General features: G+C 70.8%; 15 protein-coding genes. 8 read left to right on the forward strand and 7 right to left on the reverse strand.

Translation table 11 applies throughout. The features are described from left to right. Window positions 1–122: 122 nt before the first annotated feature. Entirely contained in the window at window positions 123–1889 is a 1767-nt protein-coding gene (gene arc / locus ACIHAA_RS11995) for a proteasome ATPase (RefSeq protein WP_399815859.1), read from the reverse strand. Window positions 1890–2135: 246 nt separating this feature from the next. On the opposite strand from arc, the gene ACIHAA_RS12000 reads away from it, so the two are divergent. Further along, on the forward strand, window positions 2136–2438 hold the full coding sequence (locus ACIHAA_RS12000) for a ferredoxin (protein WP_399815861.1): 303 nt from the start codon (window positions 2136–2138) through the stop codon (window positions 2436–2438). Window positions 2439–2564: 126 nt separating this feature from the next. Here the strand turns inward: ACIHAA_RS12000 and ACIHAA_RS12005 are convergent, their stop codons facing one another. The 3 genes from ACIHAA_RS12005 to ACIHAA_RS12015 form a co-directional block, all read right to left on the reverse strand. Next, entirely contained in the window at window positions 2565–3140 is a 576-nt protein-coding gene (locus tag ACIHAA_RS12005; RefSeq protein ID WP_399815863.1) for a hypothetical protein, read from the reverse strand. Window positions 3141–3355: 215 nt separating this feature from the next. Next, window positions 3356–4258 (reverse strand): tRNA (adenine-N1)-methyltransferase, encoded by a 903-nt coding sequence (locus ACIHAA_RS12010; protein ID WP_399815865.1) that lies wholly within the window; start codon window positions 4256–4258, stop codon window positions 3356–3358. Between the two features lie 56 nt (window positions 4259–4314). Beyond that, entirely contained in the window at window positions 4315–6159 is a 1845-nt protein-coding gene (locus ACIHAA_RS12015) for a site-2 protease family protein (RefSeq protein ID WP_399815867.1), read from the reverse strand. Window positions 6160–6410: 251 nt separating this feature from the next. Here ACIHAA_RS12015 and ACIHAA_RS12020 point away from each other — a divergent pair, with 251 nt between their 5' ends. Together ACIHAA_RS12020 and ACIHAA_RS12025 are read left to right on the forward strand one after the other, a co-directional pair. Then, on the forward strand, window positions 6411–7319 hold the full coding sequence (locus tag ACIHAA_RS12020; RefSeq protein ID WP_399815869.1) for a RecB family exonuclease: 909 nt from the start codon (window positions 6411–6413) through the stop codon (window positions 7317–7319). Between the two features lie 105 nt (window positions 7320–7424). Further along, window positions 7425–8096, forward strand: coding sequence for a response regulator (locus ACIHAA_RS12025; RefSeq protein ID WP_399815870.1), 672 nt, complete (start codon window positions 7425–7427; stop codon window positions 8094–8096). 111 nt (window positions 8097–8207) lie between these two features. Here the strand turns inward: ACIHAA_RS12025 and ACIHAA_RS12030 are convergent, their stop codons facing one another. From ACIHAA_RS12030 to metH, 3 genes are all read right to left on the reverse strand, one after another. Further along, on the reverse strand, window positions 8208–9812 hold the full coding sequence (locus ACIHAA_RS12030; RefSeq protein WP_399815871.1) for an ABC transporter substrate-binding protein: 1605 nt from the start codon (window positions 9810–9812) through the stop codon (window positions 8208–8210). Between the two features lie 418 nt (window positions 9813–10230). Beyond that, window positions 10231–10932 carry an HAD family hydrolase gene (locus tag ACIHAA_RS12035; protein WP_399815872.1) on the reverse strand — a complete coding sequence of 234 codons (702 nt, stop codon included), beginning with the start codon at window positions 10930–10932 and terminating at the stop codon, window positions 10231–10233. Between the two features lie 257 nt (window positions 10933–11189). Continuing rightward, complete coding sequence (metH, locus tag ACIHAA_RS12040; RefSeq protein ID WP_399815874.1) at window positions 11190–14714, reverse strand: methionine synthase; 3525 nt, start codon at window positions 14712–14714, stop codon at window positions 11190–11192. A gap of 268 nt (window positions 14715–14982) precedes the next feature. Here metH and ACIHAA_RS12045 point away from each other — a divergent pair, with 268 nt between their 5' ends. The 5 genes from ACIHAA_RS12045 (at window position 14983) to ACIHAA_RS12065 (ending at window position 21371) form a co-directional block, all read left to right on the forward strand. After that, window positions 14983–15747 (forward strand): IclR family transcriptional regulator, encoded by a 765-nt coding sequence (locus ACIHAA_RS12045; protein WP_399815876.1) that lies wholly within the window; start codon window positions 14983–14985, stop codon window positions 15745–15747. Window positions 15748–16399: 652 nt separating this feature from the next. Further along, window positions 16400–17188: an MIP/aquaporin family protein gene (locus ACIHAA_RS12050; RefSeq protein WP_399815878.1), complete on the forward strand. Its 789-nt coding sequence runs from the start codon at window positions 16400–16402 to the stop codon at window positions 17186–17188. 55 nt (window positions 17189–17243) lie between these two features. Next, a complete protein-coding gene (glpK, locus tag ACIHAA_RS12055; RefSeq protein WP_399815880.1) occupies window positions 17244–18782 on the forward strand; it encodes a glycerol kinase GlpK in 1539 nt (512 codons plus the stop codon). Between the two features lie 6 nt (window positions 18783–18788). Further along, the gene (locus ACIHAA_RS12060) at window positions 18789–20396 is read left to right on the forward strand and encodes an FAD-dependent oxidoreductase (RefSeq protein WP_399815882.1); all 1608 of its coding nucleotides are present in this window, start codon (window positions 18789–18791) and stop codon (window positions 20394–20396) included. Window positions 20397–20597: 201 nt separating this feature from the next. After that, complete coding sequence (locus ACIHAA_RS12065; RefSeq protein WP_399815883.1) at window positions 20598–21371, forward strand: nucleoside phosphorylase; 774 nt, start codon at window positions 20598–20600, stop codon at window positions 21369–21371. Window positions 21372–21391: the final 20 nt, after the last annotated feature.

Here is a 21391-nt window from a genome sequence, read left to right on the forward strand (position 1 = left end):
AAAGAGCCTAGAACGCCTTTGCGTCGGCGGGGAGATCATTTGCGTCATTGCCTTGCTCCGGCCGTGTCCGGAAAAGCGTCGGCTGCGGGTCCCGTCGCCGGGCACCCGCAGCCGCCCTGCCTTTACAGGTACTGACCGGTGTTTGCCACCGTGTCGATGGAGCGTCCGGTGTCCGCGCCCTGCTTTCCGGTGATCAGGGTACGGATGTATACGATCCGCTCGCCCTTCTTTCCGGAGATGCGGGCCCAGTCGTCCGGGTTGGTGGTGTTGGGCAGGTCCTCGTTCTCCTTGAACTCGTCCACGCAGGCCTGGAGGAGGTGGGAGACCCGGAGGCCCTTCTGGCTGTGCTCAAGGAAGTCCTTGATCGCCATTTTCTTGGCACGGCCGACAATGTTCTCGATCATGGCGCCGGAATTGAAGTCCTTGAAGTAGAGGACTTCCTTGTCGCCATTGGCGTAGGTGACCTCGAGGAAGCGGTTCTCGTCGGACTCGGCATACATCTGTTCGACAGCGGTCTGGATCATGCCCTGGACCGTGACCGCCTTGTCGCCCCGGTGCTCGCTGACGTCGTCGGCGTGCAGCGGGAGCCGCTCGGTGAGGTACTTCCCGAAGATGTCCCTGGCCGCCTCGGCGTCGGGGCGCTCGATCTTGATCTTGACGTCCAGCCGGCCGGGCCGCAGGATCGCGGGGTCGATCATGTCCTCACGGTTGGAGGCGCCGATGACGACCACGTTCTGAAGGCCCTCCACACCGTCGATCTCGGCGAGCAGCTGGGGGACAATGGTGTTCTCCACGTCCGAGCTGACACCGGAGCCGCGGGTGCGGAAGAGGGACTCCATCTCGTCGAAGAAGACGATGACGGGGGTGCCCTCGCTGGCCTTCTCCCGGGCCCGCTGGAAGACCAGGCGGATCTGCCGCTCGGTCTCACCGACGTACTTGTTGAGCAGCTCGGGGCCCTTGATGTTGAGGAAGAAGCTCTTCCCCGCGGCCTGACCGGTCACCTCGGCGACCTTCTTGGCCAGGGAGTTGGCCACGGCCTTGGCGATGAGGGTCTTGCCGCATCCGGGCGGACCGTAGAGCAGGACGCCCTTGGGCGGGCGCAGTTCGTGCTCCTTGAAGAGGTCGGGGTAGAGGTACGGCAGCTCGACCGCGTCGCGGATGGCCTCGATCTGTCCGGCGAGGCCGCCGATCTGCTCGTAGCCGATGTCGGGGACCTCTTCGAGGACCAGCTCCTCGACCTCGCTCTTGGGCACGACCTCGTAGACGTAGCCGGAGCGGGGTTCGAGCAGCAGGGCGTCGCCGGGGCGGATGGTGACGTCCAGCAGCGGCTCCGCGAGCCGCACCACCCGCTCCTCGTCGGTGTGCCCGAGCACCAGGGCGCGCTCGCCGTCCTCCAGCACTTCCTTGAGGGTGACGATGTCGCCGACGCTCTCGTACTCCATGGCCTCGACCACGTTGAGCGCCTCGTTGAGCATGACTTCCTGGCCGCGGCGCAGCTCCTCCAGCTCCACGCTGGGGCTGACGTTCACCCGGAGCTTGCGGCCCCCGGTGAAGATGTCCGCCGTGCCGTCCTCGTTCGCCTGAAGAAAGACACCGAAGCCGGCCGGCGGCTGCGCGAGCCGGTCGACCTCCTCCTTGAGGGCCACGATCTGGTCGCGGGCCTCACGGAGCGTGTTGGCGAGCCGCTCGTTCTGCGCGGACACGCCGGCCAGGTTGGTCTGCAGCTCGACGATCCGCTCTTCGAGAATCCTCGTGTGTCGCGGAGAGTCGGCGAGCTTGCGTCGCAGGACGGCGATCTCCTGCTCAAGGTAGGCGATCTGCCCGGCCGGGTCCTCGGACCCGCGTCCCGGGCGGATGCCGCGGTTAATGTCGTCGTCGTGGGCTGCCACGGTCCTCACCTCCTCCAAGGGGAGCTGGACGTTTCCAGACCCTACCTGGGTGGGTGTCGATTGAAACCCCTAGATCACAAAGACTGTCGAGGTGTGTCCGATCTTCACCCTTGCGCTCTCCCTCACGCCAGGGGAATACCCACCGAACATGATTGGAAAGCGGGCGAAGGTAGGCTCGGGGTGTTCAACACCCGTCAGGGCTGGCCGGATTCCCGGGGTGGCTCTGCGCAGAAAAGGGCAGGAGAGGTGACCGTGCAGCAGGCCGGAGTCGACGGCGGGGAGCTGGAGGTCTGGATCGACCAGGATCTGTGTACCGGTGACGGCATCTGCGCCCAGTACGCGCCCGAGGTGTTCGAGCTGGACATCGACGGTCTGGCCTATGTGAAGGGGGCGGACGACGAGCTGCTCCAGGCCGCGGGGGCCACAACGCCCGTGCCGCTGCCGCTTCTCACGGACGTGGTCGACTCGGCGCGGGAGTGCCCCGGCGAGTGCATCCATGTACGCCGGGTTTCGGACAAAGTGGAGATCTACGGCCCGGACGCCGAGTGATCGTAGGACGACAGGCTGTCATGGCTGTCTGTTTTCTCACAGGGACTTCGCCCCTGCGACCCCTGGGCGCCCCCGGACGGCCATGAGCCGAGGGGGCGATGCCGTGGCCCGGCGCCACGGCCCGGGTCACACCGTCCGCGCCTCGGAAGGGGCGGAGCGGACGAACGCGCCGCCCCTCCACTGCCATTCGGTAGAGGCCTTCACATCGGGGCAGCAACTCGGTACGTCCGACGAGGAGTAGCCGAGGGTCGTCGCGGTGACGGAGGCGTCACGCACGGCGATCGCGGTGACCGTGAGGCGCTCCTTGGGGCCGACGAGGGTGGCGACGACCCGGGGTTCACCGCTGTCGGCGGCCCGGGTGAGGACATAGACGGAGTCGGGCGGGGTGCCCATGCCGGCGTCGCAGTGGACCACCGCCACGGTCTCGGGGCGGCCGTCCCCGTCGAGGTCGCCGGTGGCCCTCTTGACGACGAGGACCTTGGTCGGACCGCAGTCGAGGGGGAAGTGGACCTTGGCCGGGTCGGGGGGCGCGGCCGTGACCGGGGCCGCCTTCGTCCGGACCTCGGGCTGGGCGGCGGTCGCGGAGCCGGGGTGCAGCACGGAGGTCAGGGCGATCACGCCGTAGACGGCGGTGGCGGTGGCCAGCCAGTGGACGGGCCGGGTGGTGGTGTGTGCGAGTTCCGGAACGGCGGGGTGCTGCACGAGAGAAGTGTCTCCTGTGAGGGCTGTGCCGGTGGGGTGTCCCGCATCGTGCCACACGTCACAGTGCGAGGGAAACGCCGGGTACCCGCTTCTGGTGGAGCGTCAGCTCCCGGGATGCCCGGGGGCTTCAACGGGCGAGCGCCGTGGCCCAGTTCCGCAGGGAATGCGGGAACTGGGCCACGGCGCTCGTGCGTTGTACGGGATGCGGGGCCGGGTCAGCGACCGGCGCCTCCGTCCGCGTTGGGTCCGGCGTAGTCCTCGCCGTAGGCGCCCTTGGCGGGGCGGCGGCGGCGCATGGGCGGCTCCACTCCGTCGGCGAGGCGGCGGGCGGTGAGCAGGAAGCCGGTGTGGCCGATCATCCGGTGGTCGGGGCGGACGGCCAGGCCCTCGATGTGCCAGTTGCGGATCATCGACTCCCAGGCGCTCGGCTCGTTGAAGCAGCCGATCTCGCGGATGGACTCGACGGTCCGGGCGAGCTGGGTGGTGGTGGCCACGTAGCAGCAGAGGATGCCGCCGGGGACCAGCGCCTTGGAGACGGCCTCCAGGCACTCCCAGGGGGCGAGCATGTCCAGGATGACGCGGTCGACGTCGGTGTCGCTCAGATTGTCCTGGAGGTCGCCGACGGTGAGCTGCCAGGCGGGGTGCGGACCGCCGAAGTAGCGCTCGACGTTGGCCTGGGCGATCTCGGCGAAGTCGGCACGGCGCTCATAGCTGTGCAGCATGCCCTGGTCGCCGATGGCGCGCAGCAGGAAGCTGCTGAGCGAGCCGGAGCCGACACCCGCCTCCACGACGCGGGCGCCGGGGAAGATGTCGGCGAAGGCGAGGATCTGCCCCGCGTCCTTCGGGTAGACGACGGCCGCCCCGCGGGGCATGGACAGGACATAGTCGGGGAGCAGGGGGCGCAGCGCGAGGTAGGCGACGTTCCCGGTGGTGCGGACAACGCTGCCCTCGGGAGCACCGATCAGTTCGTCGTGCGGGAAGGAACCCTTGTGGGTGTGGAAGTTCTTCCCGGCTTCGAGCGTGAACGTGTAGTGGCGGCCCTTGGGGTCGGTCAGCTGAACCTGGTCCCCGACCTTGAAGGGCCCGCGACGGCGGGCGGCACCGGTCGGTTCGGACATGTGACCAGACTACCGGTCGCCGGAGGGGCCGCCGACCACGCCGGGGGGGCTCGGGCCTAGCTCGGGCGGGCCATGGCCTTGACGAAGGCGCGCTCCACATCGGCGGCCGACAGCACGCCGTAGATCTCGCCGTTGTCCTCGATGACGAGGTACTCGGTGGCGGGGGCGGCACGCAGGGCGTCGAGGAGGTTCTCGCCCGCCAGTTCCGCGGAGACGTGCATGCCCTCGGTCAGGTCCTGGGCGAGTTCGCTGGCGTTGACCCAGGGGCGCCGGTGCTCGGGTACGCCGACGATGGCGGACTCGCGGACCAGGGAGAGGGGGCGGCCCTGTCCGTCGACGACGACGAGGGCCCGGGCGCCCGCGGCGTTGGCCCGGCGCAGGGCCTCGGCGAGGGAGGTGTCGGTCTCGATGGGGACCGCGCGGCGGGTGAGGGTACGGGCGCGCAGCTCGGGGAGGTGTTCGCGGAGCCGGGCCACGCGGAGGCTGTTGCCCGCGCCGGTCCAGATGATCGCGGCGAGGATGGCGGCGAGCAGGGCGTCGGTGACGGTGTCCATGCCCACGTTGTCCTCGGCGGTGGTCCCGAGGGCGCCCGACTGGGTGAGCAGCGGCAGGCCGATCAGGACAGCGATGGCGAGGGCGCGGCCGACCCAGGCGGCGGCGACGGTGCCGCTCATCGGCCGCCCGGTGATCTTCCAGACGACGGCGCGCAGCATGCGGCCGCCGTCCAGGGGCAGACCGGGCAGGAAGTTGAAGCCGGCCACGATGACGTTGGAGATCATCAGTCCGGCCAGCAGGACACCGGGGACGGTGTCGGACCGCACGGATCCCATGGCGAGATAGAAGATCCCGGCCAGTACGAGGGAGAGCAGGGGGCCGACGAAGGCCAGGACGAATTCCCGGCCCGGGCTCTCGGCCTCCTTCTCGATCTCGGAGACGCCGCCGAAGAACTGGAGCTGGATGCGGCGCACCGGCAGCCCGAAGCGCAGCGCGGCGACGGTGTGGGCCAGTTCGTGGACGAGGACGGAGGCGTAGAAGGCGACCGCGAAGAAGAGGGAGACGAGATAGCGGGCGGCGCCGAGCTGGGGCAGCACGCGGTCGAGCTGGCCGCCGAACACCCAGGTGATCAGGGCGGCGACGAGGAACCAGCTGGGGGCGACATAGACCGGGACGCCGAACGGCCGCCCCATGAGGATGCCGCCACCGGGCTCCCGGGGGCGCCTCGGGGGGCGGCCCGGGCCGGTGGCTCCGCCGTGCGCGAGGGCGCGGGCGGGGGTGTGGGGGTCGTGGGCGGAGGCGGTCGGGTCGTCGGCCCGGTGGGGGGCTTCCGCGGGGGTGGGGTCTTCCGTGGGGGCCGGGTGCGGGTCCTCGGCGGGGTCCGGGTGCCGGGCCTGCTCGGGGGAGGCGGTGGGCCGGGGTGGGGAGGTGTCCCCGGGGTGCCCGGGGTCGGGCGCCGGGGAGGCGGTGGGCCGGGGTGGGGAGGTGTCCCCGGGGTGCCCGGGGTCGGGCGCCGGGGAGGCGGTGGGGTGCGGCTCGGGGCCGGGCTCCGGGGTGGCGGCGAGGAGCGGCTCGGAGCCCGTTCGGCCGTCGGAGTGAACCGGGGCCGACGGGGATCCGGGGGCGGGCTCGGCGTCGTGCAGGACGGGCCGGGCGCTGTCGGCACCGGTGGCGGCTGCCGGATCGGCACCGGCCGCGGTCGCCGTGCCGTCTTCGGCCGGAGTCGCCGTGCCGTCGGCTTGGGCAGGTGTGCCGTCGGCCGGAGCGGGTGTGCCGTCGGCCGGGTGGGCCGGGGCCGACGGGCCGGGGCGTGGGGCGTCGGCGGGGCGTGCCGTGGGGGGCGCCTCGTGGTCGGTCGACTCGTCGTTGCCGGGGCGCGGCCGTCCGCTCCCGCCGCTCTCGTCCACGATGTCCCCTCGATCGAAGCGTCTCCCGGGCCCGGTTCGGTGCCGGGCGGGAGGGTCTGGGTCGATGGTATTCGGCCGTCGCGTCGCGTTCCGCCCCGGCACCCCCTCCGTTCTCCCCGCGGTCGCCCGGACCATTCGCCGCGCGGACCCCTGCCGTACCCGGCCGTCCAGGGCCCTGGCGCCGGGGAGGCGACGGGCCGGGCCGGGAGCGGTTGGGTCACTGTCAGTGGCGGGCCGTATGGTCTGGGGCCATGGATACCAGCACCGACGGCTCCGCCGGGCAGTCCGCCGTGGCCCCCGCTCCCCCGGGGTCGCTGTCGCCCTCGCGCGCCGGCGACTTCATGCAGTGTCCGCTTCTCTACCGCTTCCGGGTGATCGACAAACTGCCGGAGAAGCCGAGTGAGGCGGCGACCCGGGGCACGCTGGTGCACGCGGTGCTGGAGCGGCTGTTCGACGCGCCCGCGGTGGAGCGGACCGCTCCGCGTGCCAAGTCCCTGATCCCGAGCCAGTGGGACCGGCTGCGGGAGACCAGGCCCGAGGTCTCGGAGCTGTTCGCGGACGACCCCGAGGGGGAGCGTCTCGCGCGGTGGCTGGGCGAGGCGGAGCGGCTGGTGGAGCGCTGGTTCACGCTGGAGGACCCGACCCGGCTGGAGCCCGCCGAGCGGGAGCTGTTCGTCGAGGCGGAGCTGCCGTCCGGGCTGAGGCTGCGCGGGATCATCGACCGCGTCGACGTCGCGCCCACCGGCGAGGTGCGGATCGTCGACTACAAGACGGGCAAGGCACCGAGGCCCCAGTACGCCGAGAGCGCCCTGTTCCAGATGAAGTTCTACGCCCTGGTGGTGTGGCGGCTGAAGGGGGTCGTGCCGCGGCGGCTCCAGCTCGTGTATCTCGGCAGCGGCGACGTACTCACGTACGACCCGGTGCTCGCCGATCTGGAGCGGGTCGAGCGGAAACTGCTCGCGCTGTGGGAGGCGATCCGGCTGGCGACCGAGACGGGTGACTGGCGGCCGCGGCCCACCAAGCTGTGCGGCTGGTGCGACCACCAGGCCGTCTGCCCGGAGTTCGGCGGCACTCCCCCGCCGTACCCGCTGGCGGTGCGCACCACCGCCGCGGATCCGGGGGCCGCCCCCGGGGAGAGCGCGCCGCCCGCGGCGGGCTGACGGACCCGGGAGCGGGCTCACTCCCCCGGGCGGGGCCCTCGGGGTGCCCGGACCGGGATGCGCCGGGCAGGGCAGAATGGGCCCGGACGAGCGAAGGAGACTTACGTGGCCATCCGCGTCCTACTGGTCGACGACCAGCCGCTGCTGCGCACCGGCTTCCGCATGATCCTGGAGGCCGAGCCGGACATCGCGGTCGTCGGCGAGGCCGGAGACGGCCTCCAGGCCCTCGACCAGGTGCGCGCGCTCCAGCCCGATGTGGTGCTGATGGACATCCGCATGCCGCGGATGGACGGCGTGGAGGCGACCCGGCAGATCACCGGGCCCGGGCGGGACGGCCCGGCGAAGGTGCTGGTGCTGACCACCTTCGACCTCGACGAGTACGTGGTGGAGGCGCTGCGCGCCGGGGCCAGCGGCTTCCTCCTCAAGGACGCCCCGGCCGATGAGCTGGTGCAGGCGATCCGGGTGGTCGCGGGGGGCGAGGCGATGCTCGCCCCGAGCATCACGCGCCGTCTGCTCGACAAGTACGCGGGTCATCTGCCGTCCGGCGACGAGCCGGTGCCGAACACCCTGGGCACTCTCACCGAGCGCGAGGTGGAGGTGCTGAAGCTGGTGGCGCGCGGGCTGTCCAACGCCGAGATCGCCGCCGACCTGTTCGTCAGCGAGACCACGGTCAAGACGCATGTGGGGCATGTGCTGACCAAGCTGGGGCTGCGCGACCGGGTACAGGCCGCGGTGTACGCGTACGAGAGCGGGCTGGTGCGCCCCGGCGCGCAGTAGCCGCGCCCGCGCCGGACGGGTTCCGGTGCGCTCCGCCTCGCGGACACGCCAGGACATACGGAAGACCCCCGGGCCGGACGGCCCGGGGGTCTTCTCGTGGCACTACTGGGGTCAGCCGCTCACACCGCGGCTCAGCTCCCACAGCTGGAGCGTGGAGGAGGAGTTCATCGCGTACTCGCTGCCCGTGATGTCGTCACGGGTGGCGACGTACTGCTTGCCCTGCCACAGCGGGAGGATCGGCACCTCGTCGGCGACGATGTCCTGGATGTCGGTGAGGCTCTTCGACGCGGTGAGGCGGTCGGCCTCCCGACGGGACTGCGGGATCAGCGTGTTGCGGATCTCCGTGTTCACGTACGGCGAGCCGAGGGTGTTGTCCTTGTCGAGGAACGGCGCCAGGTAGTTGTCGGCGTCCGGGAAGTCGGGGAACCAGCCCATGCCGTAGACGTCGTAGGCGCCCTTCTTCTCGGCCGGGCGGAACTTGTCCCAGGGGGTGCCCTGGATGGTGACGTCGAACAGACCGCTGCCGTTGAGCTGCTCCTTGAGCACCTCGAACTCCTTGGCGGTGGCCGAGCCGTAGTGGTCGGTCGTGTAATGCAGCGTCAGCTTCACCGGGGTGGTGATGTTCGCCTTGTCCAGCAGCGTGCGGGCCTTGGCCACGCTCGGGTCGCTGTACTTGTTGAAGAAGGAGTTGGAGTGCCCGGTGATGGTCGCCGGGACCAGCGAGTACAGGGCCTGGGCCTGGGAGCCGTAGACCTTGGAGACCAGCGCGTTGCGGTCGATGACCTGGGCCATGGCCTCGCGGACGGCCTTGCTCTTCACCGTCGCGGCGTCGGTGTTGAAGGCGAGGTAGCGGATTTCCAGACCCGGCATCTCCACCAGATTGACGTCCCCGGTGGTGTCGTTCTGGAGCTTGCGGATCTGCTCCGGGGACATCGTGCGGGTCATGACGTCGATGTCGCCCTTGCTGAGGGCGGCGCCCATGGTGTCGGCGTCCTTGAAGGACTGGAGAACCACCTGGTCGTTCTTGGGCTTCAGCAGGCCCTCGTAGTGGGGGTTCTTGCTGAAGGTCGCCTTGACGATCTCGTTGTTCGACACCTCGGCCTGCATGGTGTACGGGCCCGAGCCGTCGATCTGGAAGCCGTCGCGCAGCTTGTTCTTCTGGTAGTCCTTCGGGTCGACGATGCCGGCCACCGGCGTCGACAGCTTGAAGGGGAACGTGGCGTCGGCGGTCTTCAGATGGAAGATGACCTGGTTGTCGCCCTGCGTCTCGACGGTGTCGATGGTGGACAGCAGCGCGAAGACACCGCTGTCGGCCTTCAGGGAGAGGGCGCGGTCGATGGAGAACTTCACATCGGCCGCGGTCACCGGGTCGCCGTTGGCGAACTTCAGTCCGCTGCGCAGCTTGCAGGCGTAGCGCTCGTTGCCGGTGTCGGTGAAGCCGCAGCTCTCGGCGGCCTCGGGCTCGGGGTCGCCCTCGCCCCGGGGCTGGACCATCAGCGTCTGCACGGTCTGGCGCAGGATGTTCCAGCTGCCGACGTCGTACGCGTACGCCGGGTCCAAGGGCGCGGGCGCGTCGCTGGAGGCGGCGAACCGGTCGGTGGTTCCGACGACGATGGCATCACCGCTCTTGCCCCCACTGTCGGACCCGCCGCAGGCAGCGAGGACGGGGGTGAGCAGACCGACGACGGCCGGCAGCACCAAAGTCTTGCGGTTCATGCTCGAGTTTCTCCAGGGCTGTTGGATCCGTGTACCCGTCAAGCATGGTGGTGCGAGGGATCACGGGGTTGTGGCGATGTTCTCGCGACGAGATTAGACCGCGCCCGCACGAGGGCTCACCGTCACCGGAGTTGAGTTCCCATCACGCTGCGGAACCGGTTGCGGACGCACCGAAAAACCGCGCAGGGAAGGATTCGTGCAGCGTTTCACCAATCGGGACACAAGGGTGCGCCGACCGCCCCCGAAGCGGGGGGATCAGCACACTTCACCCGACCTGTCGACCCCCTCGCGGGTGGCGAACGTCACACCCCAAGTCCGGTGGAACGCACCCGAATTCGGCCTGGCGGCCGGGTATTAATTTATTCGACTGGACACTCCCCGGTAATGCGTCCATTCGGGCCGCACGCTGGGTGAACGCTCAGCGCATTTCCGTCATCAAACCGCGGAGAAATGCCAGGTCGACCCCCTCGAGAGAGGTCACCACGGTGCGTCCGGCGGCCGGTGCGATGGGTGCGACCGACGGCACGGCGACCACCTTGCAGCCCGCCGCCTCGGCGGCCGCGACCCCGGTGGCGGTGTCCTCGACGACCGCGCACCGGCCGGGCTCGGCGCCGAGGCCCGAGGCCGCCAGCAGATAGGGGTCCGGGAAGGGCTTGGTGCGCTCCACCTCGTCACCGGCGACGGTCAGCGCGAAGTACTGGGGTCCGATCGCGGCGAGCACCCGGTCGATGATGCGCCGGTGCGACGCGGAGACCAGGGCCGTGGGGATGTCGTGCGCCGCCAGCTCGGCCAGCAGCCGGGCGGCGCCGGGCATCAGGGGCAGCCTGCGGTCGATACGGCTCTCGAAGCCGTCGTTGAGCAGCACGCTGAGGGCGTCGAGGGAGATGTCGGCGCCGGTGGCCTCGATCAGGAAACCGGCGCTGCGCTGCATCGGGCCGCCCACGACGACATGGCGCCAGGCGTCGTCGAGGGTGTGGCCGAGGGAGGCGAAGACCTCGACCTCCACATCCCACCAGAATCCCTCGGTGTCCACCAGCGTGCCGTCCATGTCGAGGAGCACGGCTTGCAGGGCGGAGCCTTCGGCCGTTCGGGTTCCGGGTGCGGGGACCGTGGTGGTCATCCGGCATACCTCCTTCAAGGGACGACCAGGCCGGTTCCCGGAGGGGGAACCGGCCTGCGGTGGACCGACCAGTGTACGTCGGCCGCGGCGGGAGTGCGTGGTGGAGCACGTCGGGGCACCCCCGACCTGCGGGTACGCGGGCGGAGGGCGCCCCGGCTGGGGGGAAGCGGGGCCGGGGGCCGCCGGGTCGGGCCCGGGCCGGGGTCCGGCGGGGGTGCCGGGGGAAGCCGGGGCGAGGAGGCGGGCCCCGCCCGGGGTCACCGGGCGTTGAAGTACTTGGCCTCCGGGTGGTGGATCACGATCGCGTCCGTGGACTGCTCCGGGTGGAGCTGGAACTCCTCGGAGAGCTGGACGCCGATCCGCTCCGGCTCCAGCAGCCGGGCGATCTTGGCGCGGTCCTCCAGGTCGGGGCAGGCGCCGTAGCCGAGGGAGAAGCGGGCGCCCCGGTACTTCAGCGCGAACATGTCCTCCATCTCGGCGGGGTCCTCACCGGCGAAGCCGAGTTCGGCGCGCACCCGTGCGTGCCAGTACTCCGCGAGCGCCTCCGCCAACTGCACGGACAGGCCGTGCAGTTCGAGATAGTCGCGGTAGGAGTTCGACTCGAAGAGCCGCCCGGTCTCCTCACCGATCCGGGAGCCGACGGTGACCACCTGGAAGCCCACCACGTCCTGTTCGCCGGATTCCTCGGGGCGGAAGAAGTCCGCCAGGCACAGTCGGCGGCCGCGGCGCTGGCGCGGGAAGGTGAACCGGGTGCGCTCGTTGCCCGCCTCGTCCAGGACGATCAGGTCGTCGTCCTTGGACACGCACGGGAAGTAGCCGTAGACCACGGCGGCTTCGAGGAGGTTGTCGGTCTGGAGCCGGTCGAGCAGTCCGCGCAGCCGGGGCCGCCCCTCGCTCTCGACCAGTTCCTCATAGGTAGGCCCCTCGCCGGTGCGGGCCTGCTTCAGACCCCACTGGCCCTTGAAGAGCGCGCCCTCGTCCAGCCAGGAGGCGTACTCCTTGAGCGGGATGCCCTTGATGACGCGGGTGCCCCGGAAGGGCGGCTCGGGCACCCGGTTGTCGGTGGCGACGTCGGAGCGGACATGGCCCTCCTCGGGCCGCTCCTCGACCTGCACGGTGGCGGCCCGCACCCGGCGCTGGCGCAGTTCGGGCAGTTCGACGCCGGGCACGCCCCGCTTGACCCCGATGAGGGCGTCCATCAGGCGCAGGCCTTCGAAGGCGTCGCGGGCGTAGCGGACCTCTCCCTCGTACAGCTCGTGGAGGTCCTGTTCGACATAGGCCCGGGTGAGCGCCGCGCCGCCGAGGATGACCGGGTAGCTGGCGGCAAGGCCCCGCTGGTTCAGCTCCTCCAGGTTCTCCTTCATGATCACCGTGGACTTGACCAGGAGCCCGGACATGCCGATGACATCGGCCCGGTGTTCCTCGGCGGCCTCCAGGATGGCGGAGACCGGCTGCTTGATACCGAGGTTGACGACGTTGTAGCCGTTGTTGGACAGGATGATGTCGACGAGGTTCTTGCCGATGTCGTGGACGTCGCCGCGCACGGTGGCGAGCACGATGGTGCCCTTGCCCGCCTCGTCGGTCTTCTCCATGTACGGCTCCAGATACGCCACGGCCGACTTCATGACCTCGGCGGACTGGAGCACGAACGGCAGCTGCATCTGGCCGGAGCCGAACAGCTCACCGACGACCTTCATGCCGTCGAGCAGCGTCTCGTTGACGATCTCGAGGGCCGGGCGGGTCTCCAGGGCGTCGGCGAGGTCGGTCTCCAGGCCGTTCTTCTCGCCGTCGATGATGCGCCGCTTGAGACGCTCGTCCAGCGGCAGCGCGGCCAGTTCCTCCGCCTTGCCCGCCTTGAGCGACTTGGCGGTGGCGCCCTCGAACAGCGCCATCAGCTTCTGGAGCGGGTCGTAGCCCTCGGCGCGGCGGTCGTAGACCAGGTCGAGGGCCGTGGTGACCTGCTCCTCGTCGAAGCGCGCGATCGGCAGGATCTTCGAGGCGTGCACGATGGCGGAGTCGAGCCCGGCCTTGACGCACTCGTCCAGGAAGACCGAGTTGAGCAGGATGCGGGCGGCCGGGTTGAGGCCGAAGGAGATGTTCGACAGGCCCAGTGTGGTCTGCACATCGGGGTGGCGGCGCTTCAGCTCGCGGATCGCCTCGATGGTGGCGATGCCGTCCTTGCGGGACTCCTCCTGACCGGTGCAGATGGTGAAGGTCAGGGTGTCGATGAGGATGTCGCACTCGTGGATGCCCCAGTTGCCGGTGAGGTCCGCGATCAGCCGCTCGGCGATCTCCACCTTCTTCTCCGGCGTACGGGCCTGCCCCTCCTCGTCGATGGTGAGCGCGATGAGGGCGGCGCCGTGCTCGCGGGCGAGTCGGGTCACCTGGGCGAACCGCGACTCGGGCCCGTCGCCGTCCTCGTAGTTGACGGAGTTGATGACGGCCCGGCCGCCGAGCTTCTCCAGGCCCGCCCGGATGACGTCGACCTCGGTGGAGTCCAGGACGATCGGCAGGGTGGAGGCGGTGGCGAAGCGGCCGGCCAGTTCCTGCATGTCGGCGACGCCGTCGCGGCCCACGTAGTCGACGCACAGGTCGAGCAGGTGGGCGCCCTCGCGGATCTGCTCGCGGGCCAGCTCCACGCAGTCGTCCCAGCGGGCCTCCAGCATGGCGTCACGGAACTTCTTGGAGCCGTTGGCGTTGGTGCGCTCGCCGATCGCCAGATACGAGGTGTCCTGACGGAACGGCACGTTCTGGTAGAGGGAGGCGGCGCCCGGCTCGGGGCGGGGGCTGCGCTCGACCGGGGCGAGGTCGCGAACCCGTTCGACGACCTGGCGCAGATGCTCGGGGGTGGTGCCGCAGCAGCCGCCGACCAGGGAGAGCCCGTAGTCGCGGACGAAGTTCTCCTGGGCGTCGGCGAGGCCCTCGGGGCCGAGCGGGAAGTGCGCGCCGTTCTTGGTGAGCACCGGCAGTCCGGCGTTCGGCATGCACAGCAGCGGGATGCGCGAGTGGCGGGTGAGATAGCGCAGGTGCTCGCTCATCTCGGCGGGGCCGGTCGAGCAGTTCAGGCCGATCATGTCGATGCCGAGGGGTTCCAGCGCGGTCAGCGCGGCGCCGATCTCGGAGCCCAGCAGCATGGTGCCGGTCGTCTCGAAGGCCATCGAGCAGAGCAGGGGCACCTCGGTGCCGGTGGCCTCCATGGCGCGGCGGGCGCCCAGGATCGAGGCCTTGGTCTGGAGCAGGTCCTGGGTGGTCTCGACGATGAGGGCGTCGGCGCCGCCCGCGAGCAGGCCCTCGGCGTTGGCCTGGAAGCCGTCGCGGAGGGTGAGGTAGGGGATGTGGCCGAGGGTGGGCAGCTTGGTTCCGGGGCCGATGGAGCCCAGGACCCAGCGCGTGCGCCCGTCGTCCGCGGCGCACACGTCGGCCGCCTCGCGGGCGATCCGGGCGCCCGCCTCGGACAGCTCGTGGACCCGGCCCTCGATCTCGTACTCGGCCATGGCCGAGTGGTTGGCGCCGAAGGTGTTGGTCTCCACGCAGTCGACGCCCACCGCGAAGTACGCCTCGTGGACGGAGCGGACGATGTCGGGGCGGGTGAGGTTGAGGACCTCGTTGCAGCCCTCAAGACCCTGGAAGTCCTCCAGGGTCGGATCCTGCGCCTGGAGCATCGTGCCCATCGCGCCGTCGGCCACCACGACACGGGTGGCGAGCGCCTCCCGGAGGGCTTCGGTTCGGGTCCGGCGGTCGTCGGAGACGGACGGAAGGGACGGGTTCGGCAACGAGGCCATGGAAGATGCTCCCTGGGGTGCGACGGCTGTCGGCTTTGCGCCTCCCGCGGAAGGCGCACCCGGCCAGGGTAGCCCCCGGCGGGCCGCGCGGTCAGGGACGTCCACGAGGCGGACAGGCGTGGCTCGGGTGACCCGCACGGAGACTTTCGCGGAACGGATGGCGTCGACCCATTAGCGGGAGGTCGGCAACGACCGGTAGTGTTCGGCATTGCCGAACGGTGGTATCACGACGGTCGGCGGTCGGTCGGAGGACGGAGGCAGGACGGGGATGGCACGGAACATCCAGTCGCTCGAACGGGCGGCCGCGATGCTGCGACTGCTCGCGGGCGGTGAGCGACGGCTCGGCCTGTCGGACATCGCCTCGTCACTCGGCCTCGCCAAGGGCACGGCCCACGGCATACTCCGCACGCTCCAGCAGGAGGGCTTCGTCGAGCAGGAGGCGGCCTCGGGCCGCTACCAGCTGGGCGCCGAGCTGCTGCGCCTCGGGACCACCTATCTGGATGTGCACGAGCTGCGGGCGCGCGCCCTGGTCTGGACGGACGACCTGGCCCGGGCGAGCGGCGAGAGCGTCTATCTGGGGGTGCTGCACCAGCAGGGCGTGCTGATCGTGCACCACGTCTTCCGGCCCGACGACAGCCGGCAGGTCCTGGAGATCGGGGCCATGCAGCCGCTGCACTCCACGGCCCTGGGCAAGGTGCTGTCGGCGTACGACCCGGTGGCGCACAGCGAGGCACTGGACAGCGACCGGAAGGCGTTCACCGATCTGACGGTGTGCGATGCGGAGGGCCTCGAGCAGCTGCTCGACCTGACCCGGGCCCGGGGGTACGCGGCCGATGTCGAGGAGACCTGGACCGGGGTGGCCTCGGTGGCGGCGCCCGTTCACGACCGGCGGCGGATGCCGGTGGGCGCGGTGGGCATCACCGGGGCGGTGGAGCGGCTGTGCCGGGACGGGGAGCTGCGCCCCGAGATGATCGCGGCGGTGCGGGACTGCGCCCGAGCGGTCTCGCGGGACCTGGGCGCCGGCCGGTTCTGAGCCGCCCGGGACGCCTGGGACGCCCGACCCCTGAAACCGTGCACAGCGCGGTCGCGGCCGCCCGCACGAGGCGGAGCCCATGACATCCGGCAGGCCGGTGCACGCACGACGCACCGGCCGCTTTCGCGCGCCCGGCCGCACCGCCGCCCGCCGCACCGCCGCCTGCCTCCTCGCCGCCCCACTGCCCGCCGCCCGCCGCCTCACTGCTGCGCGCCTCACCGCACCGCTACCCCGCCGCGCACTACCCCGCTCCCCCACCACCGAGTCCTCTGTCACACCCGGCCGTCGCACCCGGAGCCCCGCGGAGGTCACCCGACGTAGCGGAAACCGCCGGAAAACCCTCTCCCGGTTGCGTTCGCCACATCCGGTGACCACGAAACGTACCTGCTCGCACGCGGTACGCACCGATCCTCAAGATCGATAACTCACGGCGATCAATAACGATCCTGCATTCGATTACCGAACTCTTGACGACCTGGTGAACCGGAAGCGAGACTCCCGTCCATCGGTCGGCATTGTCGAACACCTACCGGCAATACGCGTTAGAGTGTGACAGCGCCACGGGCCGACATCGCCCTCACCCCCGAGGGCGCGGACCACCGGAGGGACCCGGGGTTCGCCTTCCCCTGGACGAAGGACAAAGGAGTCGCGGGTGTCCAGCTCCGACATCTTCATCGGCGAGACCATCGGTACCGCCATACTCATCCTGCTCGGTGGCGGCGTCTGCGCCGCCGTCACGCTGAAGGCCTCCAAGGCCCGGAACGCCGGGTGGCTCGCCATCACCTTCGGGTGGGGCTTCGCCGTACTGACGGCGGTGTACACCTCGGCACCCCTCTCCGGCGCGCACCTCAACCCGGCCGTGACGCTGGCGCTCGCCATCAAGAACGGCGGCTGGAACAACGTCCCCTTCTACTGGGGCGGCCAGCTGCTCGGCGCGATGATCGGTGCCGCCCTGGTCTGGGTCGCGTACTACGGACAGTTCCACGCCCACCTCACCGACAGAGAGATCGTCGGGGGCCCGGGGGCGCAGGACACCAAGTCCGTGGAGGCCCAGGAGACCCAGGCCGGGCCCGTCCTCGGCATCTTCTCCACCGGTCCGGAGATCCGGAACGCGGTGATGAACCTGGCCACGGAGATCATCGGCACCGTCGTACTGGTGCTCGCGGTCCTCACCCAGGGCCTGAACGACAAGGGCAACGGCCTCGGCACCCTCGGCGCCCTGATCACCGCCCTCGTGGTGGTCTCGATCGGTCTCTCCCTGGGCGGCCCCACCGGCTACGCGATCAACCCGGCGCGTGACCTCGGCCCCCGCATCGTGCACGCCCTGCTCCCCCTGCCTAACAAGGGCGGCTCCGACTGGAGCTACGCCTGGATTCCGGTCGTCGGTCCACTGATCGGCGGCGCGATCGCCGCAGGCATATACAACGTCGCCTTCGCCTGAGAAGACTGCGCCGTACAGACCGCCCCTCATATCCATGGAATCCCAGGAGCACACCGTGACCGACGCACACACCGCCGGCCCCTTCATCGCCGCCATCGACCAGGGCACCACCTCGTCGCGCTGCATCATCTTCGACCGGGACGGCCGCATCGTCTCCGTCGACCAGAAGGAACACGAGCAGATCTTCCCGAAGCCGGGCTGGGTCGAGCACAACGCCACCGAGATCTGGACCAACGTCCAGGAGGTCGTCGCCGGAGCCATCGAGAAGGCCGGCATCACCCGCGACGACATCAAGGCCATCGGCATCACCAACCAGCGCGAGACCACCGTGCTGTGGGACAAGAACACCGGTGAGCCCGTCCACAACGCCATCGTCTGGCAGGACACCCGCACCGACGGCCTCTGCCGGGAGCTGGGCCGCAACGTCGGCCAGGACCGCTTCCGCCGCGAGACCGGTCTGCCGCTGGCCTCCTACTTCGCCGGCCCGAAGGCCCGCTGGCTGCTCGACAACGTCGAGGGCCTCAAGGAGCGCGCCGAGGCGGGCGACATCCTCTTCGGCACCATGGACACCTGGGTCATCTGGAACCTGACCGGCGGTGCCAACGGCGGCCACCACGTCACCGACGTGACCAACGCCTCCCGCACCATGCTGATGAACCTGCACACCATGCAGTGGGACGACAAGATCTGCGAGTCCATCGGCGTCCCGAAGCAGATCCTGCCCGAGATCCGCTCCTCCGCCGAGGTCTACGGCGAGGTCACCGGCGGCCGCCTCGGCGAGCTGCTCGGCGGCGTCCCGGTGGCCTCCGCGCTCGGCGACCAGCAGGCGGCCCTGTTCGGCCAGACCTGCTTCTCCGAGGGCGAGACCAAGTCCACCTACGGCACCGGCACCTTCATGGTGATGAACACCGGTAGCAAGATCATCAACTCCTACTCGGGCCTGCTGACCACCGTCGGCTACCAGATCGGCGACGCCAAGCCGGTCTACGCCCTGGAGGGCTCGATCGCCGTCACCGGCTCCCTGGTGCAGTGGATGCGCGACCAGATGGGCCTGATCTCCACCGCCGCCGAGATCGAGACCCTCGCCCTGTCGGTCGAGGACAACGGCGGCGCCTACTTCGTACCGGCCTTCTCCGGTCTGTTCGCCCCGTACTGGCGCTCCGACGCCCGCGGTGTGATCAGCGGTCTGACCCGGTACGTCACCAAGGCGCACCTCGCGCGCGCCGTCCTGGAGGCCACCGCCTGGCAGACCCGCGAGATCGCGGACGCCATGACCAAGGACTCGGGCGTCGAGCTGGCGACCCTGAAGGTCGACGGCGGCATGACCTCCAACAACCTGCTGATGCAGACGCTTTCGGATGTCCTCGACGCGCCGGTGGTGCGCCCGATGGTCGCCGAGACCACCTGCCTCGGCGCCGCCTACGCCGCCGGTCTCGCCGTCGGCTTCTGGACCGGCACCGACGACCTGCGCGCCAACTGGCGCCGGGCCGCCGAGTGGACGCCCCACATGGACGCGGAGACCCGCGACCGTGAGTACAAGAGCTGGCTCAAGGCCGTCGAGCGGACCATGGGCTGGATCGAAGACGAGGAGTAATTCGCAATGACCACCCTGCAGAGTGTCCCGGCTCTGGGGACCCACCCGGCCTACGGCTCCAACCCGAGCCGCGCCGAGACCCGGGAGCAGTTGTCCAAGGCGACCTACGACCTCCTGGTGATCGGCGGCGGAATTCTGGGCATCTCCACTGCCTGGCATGCCGCGCAGTCGGGCCTGCGGGTGGCCCTGGTGGACGCCGGCGACTTCGCCGGCGCCACCTCCTCCGCCTCCTCCAAGCTGCTCCACGGCGGACTGCGCTACCTGCAGACCGGCGCGGTGAAGCTGGTGGCGGAGAACCACTTCGAGCGCCGTGCGGTGTCCCGCCAGGTCGCACCGCACCTGGCGAACCCGCTCACGTTCTACCTCCCCGTGTACAAGGGCGGCCCGCACGGCGCGGCGAAGCTCGGTGCGGGCGTCTTCGCCTACTCCGCGCTGTCGGCGTTCGGTGACGGCGTCGGCCATCTGCTGTCCCCGGGCCGGGCGCAGCAGGACGTGCCGGAGCTGCGTACCGAGAACCTCAAGGCCGTGGCCGTGTACGGCGACGACCAGATGAACGACGCGCGGATGGCGCTGATGACGGTCCGCGCGGCCGTCGAGGCGGGCGCCGTGGTCCTGAACCACGCCGAGGTCGCCGGTCTGCGCTTCACCCGGGGCCGGGTCACCGGTGCCGAGCTGCGGGACCGGCTCACCGGGGACGAGTTCGGGGTGGACGCGCGGCTGGTGCTCAACGCCACCGGCCCCTGGGTCGACCACCTGCGCCGTATGGAGGACCCCGACGCGGCGCCCTCCATACGCCTGTCCAAGGGCGCGCACCTGGTCCTCAAGCGCACCTCCCCCTGGAAGGCCGCGCTGGCGACCCCGATCGACAAGTACCGCATCACCTTCGCCCTCCCCTGGGAGGACATGCTGCTGCTCGGCACCACGGACGAGGAGTTCGAGGGCGACCCGGCCGACGTCTCGGTGACCGAGAAGGACATCGACCAGATCCTCGACGAGGCCGCCTTCTCGGTCCGCGACCAGCAGCTGCGGCGTGAGCTGATCACCTACTCCTTCGCCGGTCTGCGGGTGCTGCCCGGCGGCCCCGGCGACACCGCCAAGGCCAAGCGGGAGACCGTGGTCACCGAGGGCCGGGGCGGCATGCTGTCCGTGGCGGGCGGCAAGTGGACCACCTTCCGGCACATCGGCCGCACGATCATGCAGAAGCTGGAGGCCCTGCCGGGCCGTCCGCTCGGCGACGACTTCGAGCCGATCGCCACGCTGCCCAAGAAGCTGCCGCTGCCGGGCATCGCCAACCCGCGTGCGGTCGCGCACCGGCTGGTCACCGACGGCCCGGCGCCCGGGCCGCGGATGGCGCCCGACACCGCCAAGCACCTGGCCACCCACTACGGTTCGCTGGCCTTCGACATCGCGCGGCTGGCCAACGACAACCCGGAGCTGGGCGAGCGCGTCCACCCGGACGCGCCGGAGATCTGGGCGCAGGTCGTCTACGCCCGCGACCACGAGTGGGCCGAGACGGCGGACGACGTGCTGCGCCGCCGCACCACCCTGACGATCCGCGGCCTGGCCTCGGACGAGGTGCGCGGCAAGGTGCAGAACCTGCTCGACAAGAAGTAGGTCCGCCACAGGACGAGGGGCGGCTCCCCGCACGGAGCCGCCCCTTCCGCGTACCCCGGCCCCGGAAGGGCCCGAACTCCCGTTGCGACACCGGGTGCTGACTGCCCGTCATCACTTCGGGGCGCGCGTACGGTGTGTGCGGTGCGCCCGGGCCTCCGCGCACCGTGCCGCCCGGCCTCGCCGACCCATCGGAGCCGCCCGATGACCCAGGACCTGTCGCCCGTCACCCGTGTCCCGCGCACCGGGCTGCCCCCGTACGCCGTGGTGGTGGGCGACCCGGCGCGCGCGGCGGCCGTCGCGGAGCTGCTCGACGGCGCCGAGGAGGTGTCGTACCACCGGGAGTACCGGGTCTTCCGGGGTGGCCGGCGGGGCCTGCCGGTGACGGTCGCCTCGCACGGGGTGGGGGCGCCGGGCGCGATCCTGCTCTTCCAGGAGCTGGCGGACGCGGGGATCCGGACCGTGCTGCGGCTCGGCACGGCGGGCGCCATGCGGCCGGGGATCGGCGACGGGGACCTGGTGGTCGCGGAGGCGGCGGTCCGCGACGACGGTGTCACCGGACAGTTGCTGCCGCCCGAGTATCCGGCCGTGGCCGCACCGGAGGCGGTGCTCGCGCTGCTCCGCGCGGCCCGGGAGGCGGGTGCGCCGTGCCACCGGGGGATCGTGTGGAGCCGGGCGGCCTTCCAGCCCGGGCTGCTCCCGTTGGACGCCTACGACCGGGCGGGTCTCGCGGCGATCGAGATGGAGCTGTCGGCGCTGCTGGTGACGGCCTCGCTGCGCGGGCTGGTGGCGGGCGGGCTGCTGGTGGTCGACGGGGTCAACGCCGATGAACTGGTCGACGCGGAGGCGCCCTTCTCCACGGGCGGCTACGACCCGCACCGTCAGGTGGTGGCCCGGGGCGTGGAGCGGGGCGCGGTCGTCGCCCTGGAGGCGCTGCGGCTGCTGGCGCGGCGGAACGAGGGGGCCGGGGAGGTCTGAGGCCCGGTCACCGGGCGCCC

It is taken from the genome of Streptomyces sp. NPDC052040, assembly GCF_044548405.1.
Classification (GTDB): Bacteria; Actinomycetota; Actinomycetes; order Streptomycetales; family Streptomycetaceae; genus Streptomyces.